11 protein-coding genes are annotated in these 12103 nt (G+C 58.9%); 2 read left to right on the top strand and 9 right to left on the bottom strand.

Translation table 11 applies throughout. The features are described from left to right. Positions 1-5: 5 nt before the first annotated feature. Together ACOTZF_RS00950 and ACOTZF_RS00945 are read right to left on the bottom strand one after the other, a co-directional pair. Positions 6-1310 (bottom strand): carbohydrate ABC transporter permease, encoded by a 1305-nt coding sequence (locus ACOTZF_RS00950; RefSeq protein WP_029883250.1) that lies wholly within the window; start codon positions 1308-1310, stop codon positions 6-8. A gap of 57 nt (positions 1311-1367) precedes the next feature. Then, positions 1368-2582 (bottom strand): extracellular solute-binding protein, encoded by a 1215-nt coding sequence (locus ACOTZF_RS00945; RefSeq protein WP_038985541.1) that lies wholly within the window; start codon positions 2580-2582, stop codon positions 1368-1370. Between the two features lie 321 nt (positions 2583-2903). On the opposite strand from ACOTZF_RS00945, the gene ACOTZF_RS00940 reads away from it, so the two are divergent. Next, positions 2904-4019, top strand: coding sequence for an ABC transporter ATP-binding protein (locus tag ACOTZF_RS00940; RefSeq protein WP_038985543.1), 1116 nt, complete (start codon positions 2904-2906; stop codon positions 4017-4019). Here ACOTZF_RS00940 and hpxK read toward each other — a convergent pair. The 7 genes from hpxK to hpxU form a co-directional block, all read right to left on the bottom strand. After that, entirely contained in the window at positions 4016-5254 is a 1239-nt protein-coding gene (gene hpxK / locus ACOTZF_RS00935) for an allantoate amidohydrolase (RefSeq protein ID WP_129252604.1), read from the bottom strand. The two genes, ACOTZF_RS00940 and hpxK, sit on opposite strands and share 4 nt — an antisense overlap. Continuing rightward, a complete protein-coding gene (locus ACOTZF_RS00930) occupies positions 5251-6492 on the bottom strand; it encodes a pyridoxal-phosphate-dependent aminotransferase family protein (RefSeq protein ID WP_038419062.1) in 1242 nt (413 codons plus the stop codon). Before ACOTZF_RS00930 ends, hpxK begins: the two co-directional genes overlap by 4 nt. 13 nt (positions 6493-6505) lie before the next feature. Next, positions 6506-7243, bottom strand: coding sequence for an amino acid ABC transporter ATP-binding protein (locus ACOTZF_RS00925; protein WP_013097221.1), 738 nt, complete (start codon positions 7241-7243; stop codon positions 6506-6508). Then, the gene (locus ACOTZF_RS00920) at positions 7224-7880 is read right to left on the bottom strand and encodes an amino acid ABC transporter permease (protein ID WP_038985602.1); all 657 of its coding nucleotides are present in this window, start codon (positions 7878-7880) and stop codon (positions 7224-7226) included. Before ACOTZF_RS00920 ends, ACOTZF_RS00925 begins: the two co-directional genes overlap by 20 nt. Further along, entirely contained in the window at positions 7880-8545 is a 666-nt protein-coding gene (locus ACOTZF_RS00915) for an amino acid ABC transporter permease (protein WP_038985547.1), read from the bottom strand. The genes ACOTZF_RS00920 and ACOTZF_RS00915 overlap by 1 nt, the downstream gene beginning before the upstream one ends. Positions 8546-8549: 4 nt before the next feature. Next, on the bottom strand, positions 8550-9332 hold the full coding sequence (locus tag ACOTZF_RS00910) for a transporter substrate-binding domain-containing protein (RefSeq protein WP_129252602.1): 783 nt from the start codon (positions 9330-9332) through the stop codon (positions 8550-8552). A 192-nt stretch (positions 9333-9524) separates the two neighbouring features. Then, positions 9525-10364, bottom strand: a complete 840-nt coding sequence (gene hpxU / locus ACOTZF_RS00905) for a MurR/RpiR family transcriptional regulator HpxU (RefSeq protein ID WP_421636040.1) — start codon at positions 10362-10364, stop codon at positions 9525-9527. A 145-nt stretch (positions 10365-10509) separates the two neighbouring features. On the opposite strand from hpxU, the gene hpxW reads away from it, so the two are divergent. Continuing rightward, positions 10510-12093, top strand: coding sequence for an oxamate amidohydrolase (gene hpxW / locus ACOTZF_RS00900; RefSeq protein ID WP_348563284.1), 1584 nt, complete (start codon positions 10510-10512; stop codon positions 12091-12093). The last annotated feature ends 10 nt before the right edge of the window (positions 12094-12103 follow it).

Genomic DNA, 12103 nt, shown 5'->3' with positions numbered 1-12103 from the left:
GTTCCTTACGCCATGTCGTCATTTTTGAACGATTTCGTGGCGCGGAACTGCCACAGCGCCAGCCCGACGACAAAGATCGACAGCAGGATAGTGATGGTCGCCGCAATCGCATATTGCGAAGAGGACATCGTCAGTTTGTAGATCCACGACACCAGGATATCCGTCCCACCCGCATTCGACCCTACCACCGCCGGTCCGCCGTTATTAAACAGGTAGATGATGTTGAAATTATTGAAGTTGAAGGTGTATTGAGTGATCAGAATCGGCGCAATCGAGTAAAGCACCAGCGGCAGCGTGATGGTACGCAACTTAGTCGCGCTGCTGGCACCGTCCATGGTCGCCGCTTCGTACAGATCGTCCGGGATGGCCTGCAGCACGCCGGTGGTCATGGCGAAAACAAACGGGAAGCCGAGCCAGGTCTGCATCATAATTAGCGCCGTTTTGGTCCAGAACGGATCGGTCATCCAGGCTTTTGGCGCGATGCCGAAGAAGGCCAGAATGGCGTTGTTGATCACCCCAAAGGAGTCGTTAAACATTCCGGCAAACACCAGGATGGTGACAAAGCCCGGCACCGCCCAGGGCAGAATGAAGATGGTGCGGATCAGCGGCTTAAAGCGCAGATCTTTCTGGTTCACCAGAATGGCCAGCAGCACGCCTACTGAACATTGCAGCGTGGTAGCGAGCAGGGTCCAGACCACCGTCCACTGCAGCACGTCGAAGAAGGTCGAACGCCAGATGGAGAGCGTGAAGATATTGATGAAGTTCTTAAACCCAACCCAGTCCACCAGCTTAGCCGGCGGCGTGTGGTAGAGGTTGTAGTTGGTAAAGGCAATGGCAAAGCCGAACAGGATCGGGAAAACCACTACAAACACCAGCAGGATAAAGCCGGGCGTAATCATCAGATACGGGAAGCCGTCGCTCAGCAACATCTGGTACTGCTTGCGCACGCTGTTAAGCGCAAGTCCCGCATCGCGTTTTCTGCCATTCACCCACGCATCACGCATCGACAGGTACCAGACCATCACGCCAAACGCGGCGATCAGCACGCTGATGATCCCCTCAGCCAGCAGGAAGATGGAGTTGTCCCGCGGCACCTCCTCGCCCAGCGTCACCAGCCCCCATAGCCCTTCGCGCAGAAAATCGGCAAATACGCCGAGAAAACTGACCAGCAGTACCAGGAAGATGATCCCTTTCAGCCACTGACGATGGTAAAACTGGCCGAAGCCGGGGATGAACGCCAGCAGCAGGCCGGTCCAGGCATGGCGCCCGGCCCCGTGCGGTCTGGCAAAATTTTCCGGGATGATACTCACAGACAACTCCTTTCAAAAAAACGGGAGAGAGTCCTCCCGTTTTGCGACGGCAGAAAATTACTGGTTGCTGGCCTGCATGGCTTCGATCTGCATCTGGACCTGTTTTTCTGCGCTATCCAGCGCGGCTTTAGGATCCTGTTTGCCGGTCAGGCTCAACTCCAGCGCGGCGTTGGCTGGCCCCCAGACTTCACCCATTTCAGGGATGCCCGGCATGGCAGTTGCGCGCGCCGACTGTACCGCGACGGCACTCGCTTTTTCGTCGTTTTTGATAATCGGATCGTCGATCATCGCGGTAAGCGGCGGGATTTCACGCGTGGCGATGTAGCGCGTTTTCACATACTGCGGCTGGTTGATGAATTCGATAAATTTCTGCGCCAGGGCTTTGTCTTTGCTCCACGTGGAGACAACGTAGCCTTTCACGCCAAGGAAAGAACTCATAGGCTTGCCGTCGGGCAGCGTTGGCAGCGGCGCAACGCCGTAGTTGATCCCTGCCGCTTCATACGGCTGGAATGCCCACGGCCCATTGATCACGGCTGCCGCTTTCTTCTCGGTGAACAGGGAGTCAATGGCGTTCAGACCGTTGTCACCGACTATCCCGGCCGGGAAGATCCCGTCGGCGTAGAATTTTTTAAGGTACGTCACGGCCTCTACCGCGCCCGGCTTGTTCAGGCCAACGTCGCTGGCGTTATAGCCGCCCTTGTCGTTATGACCGAAGATGTAGCCGCCCATCGGGGAAATTGCCCCCCAGCTGTAGTAAATCTGGTCGAACTTGGCGAGCAGGCCGTACTGGTTTTTCGCGCGCTGCTGTTTCGAAAAGTCATACCAGTCCTGCAGCGAATTGAGGGGCTTGTCGATAAGGTCTTTGTTGTAGATCAGCACCAGCGTCTCGACCGCTTTCGGTACGCCGTAGAGGGCATTATCCATTTTGAAGGCATTGATTGAGGCCGGGGTGTACTGTTCGGTCTGCTTAGCCTCCAGATTCAGGGGGGTCAGCAACCCTTGCACTACGGCGCCGCCCAGCTGATCGTTAGGGATCACCAGCACGTCCGGGCCAATGCCCGCCGGGCCGTCCAGACGCAGTTTTTCCAACTGCTGGGCGTAAGGGGTTTCCTGGACGTTAACCTTAACGTCGTACTGTTTTTCAAAGTCAGCCACCGCCTCTTTTATACCGGATGACTTCTTGATGTCTTCCCAGACGTTAAGCTGCGTGGTGGCATGTATCTGCACCGAGAGCGTAGAGAGGATCAGAGCGGCAAGTAGGTTCTTTTTCATTACAAACCTCATGTGAAGGTATAACAATTTTATGGTTGTTATGACATTTAACGCCTTATCTGCCTCATCTAAAATTCAGCAAAATCAGATGCTGCACGTATGACATCAAATATCTTTGGTTTGGTATACGCTACCCTTCACATCATGATAACTCTACAAAAAACTGTAAGTTGTGTGATCGTCATAACATTAATGGAAAATCTGTATAGGGCGCATGAATACTGGAAGTTATAGTCAATACAGACAAATTGCACCGTCCAGCTATGTTGAACCTGATTGTTATACGTAAAACATAGGCAGCGGTTTACTCGGGGAACACTGATGTCAAACATACAGTTAAGGAATGTCACCAAGCGCTTTGGCGACACCGTCACCTTGCACAACGTGAATCTTGAAATTGAAGACGGGGAATTCGCCGTCTTTGTTGGCCCTTCCGGCTGCGGTAAATCGACCATGCTGCGCATGATTGCCGGTCTGGAGGAGATTAGCGAAGGTGAAGTCTTAATCGGTAATGAGGTCATGAATGACGTCGCGCCTTCCCACCGCGGCGTGGCCATGGTGTTTCAGTCCTACGCGCTCTATCCGCACATGACGGTCGCCGAAAACATGGGATACGGGCTGAAAGTGAATAAGGTCCCAAAAGAACAGATCCGTCACCAGGTGGAGATGGTGGCAAAAACGCTGCAGCTCTCCCATCTGCTGGACCGCAAACCTAAACAGCTTTCGGGCGGGCAGCGCCAGCGCGTGGCAATAGGCCGCGCCATCGTGCGTAACCCGCGCGTCTTTATGTTTGATGAACCGCTCTCTAACCTGGACGCCGAACTGCGCGTCGAGATGCGTCTGCACCTTGCCCGCCTGCATCAGGAGCTGAAAACCACCATGGTGTACGTCACGCACGACCAGATCGAAGCGATGACCCTGGCCGACAAGATCGTGGTCATGAACTATGGCAAGGTTGAGCAGATGGGCGCCCCGATGGATCTCTATTACAAACCGGCAAATAAGTTTGTCGCCGGGTTTATCGGTTCTCCGAAGATGAACTTTCTGCCGGCGACCGTTGAAGCCTGGCAGCCAGGTAAGCTTACCGTCAGGCTATCGCAACAGAAGTCGCTCACGCTCGCGATAACCACCACACCGCTGCAGCCGGAAAGTCAGGTCACGCTGGGCATCCGCCCGGAACATTTAACCACCGACCTTTACCGCGGCACGCGGCTGGAATTTAACTGTGAAGTGGTGGAGCGACTGGGAAACAATACTTACCTGTTTGGGCAATGCTATGGCCATGACAACGTGAAGATCTTGCTGCCGGGCGACGTGAAGTTCGCGCCCTGGCAGAAGATAGACGTGGCGTTTGACGACCATCACTGCATGGTTTTTGATGACCAGGATGTACGGGTGAGCGCTGATATCGAAGATGCGGTGCGTTCGGTGGCTTAACGCGCGCCACCGTCAGCCAGCGTCCTCACCGCCCGCCCAAACGCCTCAATCGCCATGGCAACATCCTCAGCCATCACCGACTCCGCCGGATGGTGGCTGATGCCCCCCTTGCAGCGCACAAATAACATCCCCACCGGCCAGCGTTCTGCCAGCGCAATGGTGTCGTGCCCGGCACCGCTCGGCAGCGATAGCGTGCGGCCCTGAACCGATGTCACAGCCTCCCCTAACAGCGATTGCAGTCTGGCATCGCAGGGCGTGGCGGCGATCCGGTAAAACTCCTCGGCGCTGAAACTGAGCCCACGTCGGGCTGCGATCTCTTCCGCCTGAATGAGCAGTTCAGTGAGCAGTGCGTCCAGCGGGGCATCCTGCGGGCCGCGAATATCCAGCGATAGCGCCACCTCGCCGGGAATCACATTGACCGCGCCGGGCAGGCAGCGTAACGCCCCCACCGTGGCAACCAGATTGCCGCCGCGCTGTCGGGTGGTGTTTTCAACCTGCACCATCCATTCGGCAGCTGCGGCCAGGGCATCTTTACGGTGAGCCATCGGCACGGTTCCGGCATGCCCGGCTTCGCCGGTAAAGAGACAGTTCAGACGCCGCGCGCCGTTAATGGCTTCTACCACCCCCAGTGCCAGCCCCTCCTGCTCCAGGCACGGCCCCTGTTCAATATGCAGCTCCAGACAGGCGCTGAAATCGTCCTGATGTCGCGCGGCAAGCGCTACCCTTGCGGGATCCAGCCCCGCCTGCACCATCGCCTGCGCCACGCTTATGCCACTGGCATCACAGGTATCAAGCCAATTCTCCGGCCAGGTGCCCGTCAGGCCGCGACTGCCTAACAGCGTGATGCCGAAGCGGGTCCCCTCTTCGTCGCAGAAGCCAACAATCTCGATGGCCTGCGCCAGGCGCACGCCCTGCTGATGCAGGCTGTCCACCACTTCAATGGCGGTGAGCACGCCGAGCATGCCGTCGTAGCGCCCGGCATTGCGCACGGTATCCAGATGCGAGCCAAGCAGTATCGCCGGTGCGCCCTCCAGCTGCGCCTCATAGCGCCCGCAAATATTCCCGACGCTATCCTGCCAGACGGTCATGCCCGCCTGGCTCATCCACTGCCCGACCAGCTGGTTGGCCTGCAGATGCTGCGTGGAAAGATAAACCCGCGTCAGGCCGTCCGGGGTTTCGCTGATGGCGGCCAGCGCATCGGCACGGCCCATCACCCGCTCTGCCGCCGGGCTCATTGTGACGTCTCGCGGCGATAATGATCCCACGCGGCCTGCATCGCCGCCCCCTGGGGGGTGGTAAATTTAAGGTAGTTCAGCACCGACTCCAGCGCGCTCAGGGTGGTCATTACGCAGTCTTTACGGGCGTTATAACCCATGGTGCCAATGCGCCATACCTTGCCGTGCAGCGGGCCAAACGAGGTGCCAATTTCGATACCGAAATCTTCCAGCATCAGCTTACGCACCTGATCGCCGTTAACGCCCTGCGGGATCACCACGCCCAGCACGTTGTTCATCTTGTGCTTCAGATCGCCAAAGGTCTCCAGCCCCATCGCCTGAATGCCTTTCAGCAGCGCATCGCCGTGCAGCTTGTGCCGGGCGATGCCGTTGTCCAGCCCTTCCTGGAGGATCAGCCGCGCGCATTCGCGGGCGCCAAACAGCGCGGTGGTGGCTTCAGTGTGATGGTTCAGCCGCTCCGGCCCCCAGTAATCCATCACCATGCCGAGATCGAAATAGTTGGAGTAGATCATCTCCTCGTCGCCGTCGCGATGGGCGTCGGTGCGGATCCCCTCCTCGACGCATTTGCGGCGGCGGATCGCCTCTTCCATGCGTGGGCTCAGGGTGATCGGTGACGTGCCGGACGGGCCGCCAAGGCATTTCTGCATGCCAGCGGAGACGGCATCCAGCCCCCAGGCATCGGTTTCCAGCGCGTTCCCCCCCAGCGACGCGGTGGCGTCGGTGTAAAACAGCACGTCATAACGGCGGCAAATCGCGCCGAGCTCGGCCAGCGGCTGCAGCATGGTGGTGGAGGTATCCCCCTGCACGGTCAGCAGCAGACGGGGACGAATACGTTTGATGGCATCCTCCACCTGATCCGGGGTAAACACCTCGCCCCACGGCACCTCGATGGTATGCACTTCCGCCCGGCAGCGGCGGGCGATTTCGCACAGCAGATGGCCGAAGCGGCCAAACACTGGCACCAGCACTTTATCGCCCGGGCGAATGGCCGACACCAGAATCGCCTCAATGCCCGCGCGGGAGGTGCCGTCCACCAGCATCGTCCAGCGGTTTTCGGTGCGGAACACCCCGCGATAGAGCGCCATTACTTCGTTCATGTAGTGGGTCATCGCCGGGTCGTACTGACCAATCAGCTGGCTCGACATGGCGCGCAGCACGCGCGGATCGGCGTTGATCGGCCCCGGCCCCATCAGCAGACGCTGCGGCGGATTAAGTTGCGGAAATTGAGCGATATCCATTGTTAAGTCCTTATCAGTTGAGGCCGCGCACGGAGGAGATGAACTGCTTCAGTTCGGTGGTCTGCGGGTTAGCGAAAAGCGTTTTGCTGTCGCCCTGCTCCCAGACTTTCCCCTGGTGCATAAACACCACGCGGTCGCCCACTTCGCGGGCAAAATTCATTTCATGGGTCACGAGAATCAGGGTCATCCCTTCTGCTGCCAGCTGCTCCAGCACCTTAAGCACTTCGCCCACCAGTTCCGGGTCGAGCGCGGAGGTGATCTCGTCACAAAGTAAGACTTTTGGCGACATCGCCAGCGCACGGGCAATTGCCACGCGCTGCTGCTGGCCGCCGGAGAGACTCGACGGGTAGTAATCCAGACGATCGCCGAGGCCGACTTTCTCCAGCATCTGCTGCGCCAGCGCCCGGCATTCGGCGGCGCTTTTCTTCAGCACCCGACGCGGGGCGAGCATCACGTTTTCCAGCGCCGTCATGTGCGGGAACAGGTTAAAGTTCTGGAACACCATCCCGACCGAGCGGCTGATTTCACGCGCCTGGGAATCCCGGTCGGTAATGGTCATGCCGCCAAGCTTGATGCTGCCGTCCTGATACCCTTCCAGACCGTTGATGCAGCGCAGCAGGGTGCTTTTGCCGGATCCGCTGCGCCCGATAATCGAAATCACCTGGCCCATGTCGATATCGAGATCGACCCCCTTCAGGACATGGTTATCGCCGTAGTACTTCTGCACCTGATTAATGGTGATGAGAGGCATTGAATTTAGTCTCCAGATAACGGCTGTAACGCGACAGCGGATAACACAGAATGAAGTAGCCCAGCGCCACCAGCGCAAAGACCTTAAACGGTTGATAAGTGACATTGGTGAGCATCGTCCCGGCTTTGGTCAGCTCGATAAAGCCGATGATTGACGCCAGCGCCGTGCCCTTAATCACCTGGACGGCAAAACCGACCGTCGGCGCAATCGCAATCCGCAACGCCTGCGGCGCGACCACCCGATAAAGCGTCTGGCCAAAGGTCAGCCCCAGACAGCGCGACGCTTCCCACTGCCCTTTGGGCAGCGCGCGAATGCTGCCAAACCAGATATCAAGCAAAAACGCGCTGGTGTAGAACGTGAGGGCCAGCGATGCGGCGGTCCATGGCGAGACATCGATGCCGAACAGCGCCACGCCGAAGAACGCCAGAAATAGCTGCATCAGCAGCGGTGTACCCTGAAACAGTTCGATATAGCCGCGGATCAGGCGCATGATCAGTCGTCCGCCGGTGAGGCGCAGCAGCAGCAGCGGCAGGGTCACCACCGCGCCGCCGACAAACGCCACCAGCGACAGCAGTATCGTCCAGCGCCCGGCCAGCAGCAGGTTGCGAATAATGTCCCAGTCGGTAAAGGTGGTCATCATGCCTGTACCCCCAGCCATTTGCGTCCTGCCGCCATCATCAGCTGACGCAGGGTAATCGACAGCGCTAAGTAAATCCCGGTTGTCACCAGATAAACCTCAAAGCTCAGAAACGTTCTGGACTGGATCAGGTTGGCGGCAAAGGTCAGCTCTTCATACGAGACCTGCGACACCACCGACGAGCCGAGCATCACGATAATGCACTGGCTCACCAGCGCCGGATAAATACGCTGTAGCGCAGGCGGTAACACCACGCGAATGAAGGTCTGGGTGCGGGTCAGCCCCAGCACGCGTCCGGCCTCCCACTGCCCTTTGGGTGTTACCTGAATGCCCGCCCGGACAATCTCCGTGCTGTACGCGCCCAGATTGATCACCATCGCCAGCAGTGCCGCCTCACCCGCCGTCATCTTCAGCCCCATATTGGGCAGGCCAAAGACGATAAAAAACAGCTGCACCACAAACGGCGTGTTACGGATAATCTCCACGTAACCGCCCCAGATCCGGCTAAACCATGTCGCCCGCACGCTGCGAATGGCCGCCCCGAAAATACCAATCGTCAGACCGCCCAGGGTCGCCATCACCGTCAATTGGATGGTGACCCACAGCCCGGCCAGCAGCGCCGGCCAGTGCGGCCAGAGCTCAGAGAAATGGAGTTGCTCTGTCATTGCCTTACACGCCAAGGCTTGCCGGCAGCGGCGCCTTGAGCCACTGCTCAGAGAAGCCGTTCAGGGTGCCGTCTTTAATACCCTGTTCAATCAGTGCATCCACTTTCGCCTTCAGCGCCGGTTCATTTTTCTTCAGCCCGATAAAGCACGGAGAATCTTTCAGCATAAAGCTCGGCACCGGGGCTTTCTCCGCGTTCTGGCGTGAGATGGCCGCCACCACGAGGTTGCCGGTGGCCACATACTGCACCTGTCCGGAAAGATACGCCGACAGCGTGGTGTTGTTGTCCTCATAGCGTTTTACGTCTGCGTCTTTCGGCGCCAGGCTGGTCAGCACCATGTCCTCGACCGCGCCACGCGTCACGCCGATGGTTTTACCGCTCAGGGCGGCGGCATCTTTCAGCTCTGCGCCTTTCGGGCCAAACACCCCGAGGAAGAACGGCGCATAGGCGCGGCTGAAATCGATCACCTTTTCACGTTCCGCATTCTTACCGAGGCTTGAAATGACAAGGTCAACTTTGTCGGTTTGCAGATACGGCACGCGGTTGGCGCTGGTCACCGGGACCAGTTGCAGCTTGACCTTCATCTGTTTGGCCAGATAACGCGCCATATCGATGTCATAGCCCTGCGGCTGCAGATCGGTTCCGACCGAGCCAAACGGCGGGAAATCCTGCGGCACGGCAATGCGAATGGTGCCGCGTTTTTCAATATTTTGAAGCTGGTCCGCCTTTGCCGACAGGTTAGTGAGCAGACAGATGGCCCCGGCCAGTGCAATCAACAATTTTTTCATGGTGCTTCCCCGTAACGTTAACATGAAACAAAAGATTCTTTGAATTGGATTTTGCAACTAATGTGCCAGATAAAGCGAAACGCGGGATTTTGTTGTAAAGCCTGATAAAACAAAGGCGGGGCGAAAAAGCTGTCTCTTTTTCGCCCCGCCTCACTGCACCATTTCAATGCAAAGCACCACACCGATGCCCCATTATCGTTGTTCGAGCTCGTCCAGGTGCTGATACAGGGTGGCGATCTCATGAATGCGCGGACGGCCTTTATCGAGGATTTCATGCAGGAAGGCGTTTGCCAGCAGGTTGATCAGGCTATTGACCGAGGCGTAGCTGTCATAGGCTGAGACGCTGTCCAGCGGAGCGCAGAGCTGCCAGCTCGCCAGCGGAAACAGGCTGTGCGCCTGCGGCTCGCACATCAGCAGCACCGGAATACCACTGCTCTGAAGCTGCTGCAGCAGCGGGCGGATAATGCGCGGTCGGCGACGAAAGGCCATCATCACCACCAGATCGTCAGGGGTGAGATCCACCAGCTCTTCGTTCAGGCTCTGACCGGGCTGCGGCAACACCAGCACCTGCCCGCGCGCCTGCAATAGCTGCTGACGCAGGTGCAGCGCCGCGGGATAGGCATTACGCATCCCTATAATGACGATGCGCTTCGCCTTAACCATGCACGCCATCGCGTCGGCAAACTGCCGGGCATCCAGGGCATTCACCCACTGGGTCAGGTTAGCCATCTCCTGCTTATAGTGACGCGCCAGCAGCGTATTGCCCTGCACCGCGTCGCGGTTGTCCGTCAGCGGCATACCGCTCTGGCGCAGGGTACGCAGCTCATCGCGCATGTCCTTATACTTCTCATAGCCCAGACGCTTAAACAGGCGGCTCACCGTGGCTTTCGACACCCCGCTCAGCTGTGCCAGCTCGGCGCTGTTGTAGCTGATCAGGTCGTCGAAGTGATCGAAAATAAAATCCGCCACCCGCTGCTCCTGCGGCGACAGTGACGCGTATTGTGCTTTCAGTCGTTCATCAAGCTGTTCCATAACGCCTCTGTAACGTTTGTTTCATCTCTCGCTCTCTATTCATTAAGCATGCCAGCTTATCAGCCGGGATGACATGAAACTTTTCTTTCATACCTGGAACAGCTTTTGCAGCGCCTTGTGACTTTCAGGGTTATGAGGACTGTTCATGCAAAGTAATGTCTCCGTACACGGAATGGCGGTTGCCTCCCATCATCTTGCCAGCCAGAGCGCGCTGTCTGTGCTGCGCGATGGCGGTAGCGCGATTGAAGCGATGGTCGCGGCAGCGGCCACCATTGCCGTGGTCTATCCCCATATGAATGGCCTGGGCGGCGATGGCTTCTGGCTTATCGTGCCCCCCGGCGGCGAACCGATTGCCATCGATGCCAGCGGCGCGGCGGGATCGCTGGCGACGCTTGCCGCCTATGGCGATCTGGCGCACATCCCCCACCGCGGCCCCCGTGCGGCGCTGACCGTGGCGGGTACCGTCAGTGGCTGGGCGGAGGCGCTTAAAGTCTCACACGCGCTGACGGGCAACGCCCTGCCGCTGACGCGCCTGCTGGCAGATGCCATTGACTATGCCCGCAATGGCACGCCGGTCACGGCCTCGCAGGCCACTGCCACCGCCAGTAAATTCGACGAACTGAAAGACCTGCCCGGCTTCGCAGAAACCTGGCTGGTAGACGGCAAACCACCGGAGGTCGGCAGCCGGTTTTATCAACCGGCGCTGGCCTCCACGCTGACGCAACTTGCCGAAGAGGGTCTGGAGAGTTTTTATCGCGGTCCGCTGGCGGCGCGTCTGGCCCGTGGGATGGAGACGCTCGGCCTGCCCATTACGCTGGCGGATTTGAACGCGCATGTCGCCCGGCGCACCACGCCGCTGAAATTAGCGCATCAGCAGGGTGAGGTCTGGAACCTCGCCCCACCGACGCAGGGGCTGGTCTCGCTGGCGATCCTCGGCATCACCGACCGTCTGGCGATGGCCGATGCCGACGACGCCGGGACAGTGCACCGCATTGTGGAAGCCACCAAACTGGCCTTTGGCCTGCGCGATGCCCACATCACCGACCCGCGCGAGCTGAAAACCGATATCCAGAGCCTGCTGGATCCTGCGGCGCTTCAGGCGCTCGCCGACCGGGTTGACGATAACCATGCCGCGCCGTGGGGCACCGGCAAAGGCCCTGGCGATACGGTGTGGATGGGGGTGATGGATAACAGCGGCCTGGCCGTGTCGTTTATCCAGAGCATTTATCACGAGTTCGGCAGCGGGGTGGTGCTCCCGGATACGGGTATCGTCTGGCAGAACCGGGGGGCGTCGTTCAGCCTCGATCCCGCACATCTTCTGGCTCTCGCGCCGGGCAAACAGCCGTTCCATACCCTGAACCCGGCCGCGGCGCGTCTGAACGACGGACGGGTGATGGTCTACGGCTCCATGGGCGGTGACGGCCAGCCGCAAACTCAGGCCACGCTCTTTACCCGCTATGTGGTGCAGGGTCTGCCGCTGCAGGAGAGCATCTCCCGTCCGCGCTGGCTGCTGGGGCGCACCTGGGGACAAAGCTCAGACACCTTAAAGGTGGAAGGTCGGTTTTCCCCTGAAACGATCGCACGCCTGCAGGCGCTGGGTCACGAGGTGGAGATCTTCCCGGACTTTAGCGAAGCCATGGGCCACGCGGGCGCGATTGTCCGCCACCCGAACGGGCTGTTTGAAGGCGCGTTCGACCCGCGCAGCAACGGCGCCGCCGCCGGATACTGAGGAGAAAACC

Source organism: Enterobacter cloacae complex sp. SHL021 (assembly GCF_049237765.1).
Classification (GTDB): Bacteria; Pseudomonadota; Gammaproteobacteria; order Enterobacterales; family Enterobacteriaceae; genus Enterobacter; species Enterobacter cloacae.
Note: the sequence above shows the minus strand (reverse complement) of the source record. Positions and strands in the feature narration are given on the sequence as shown.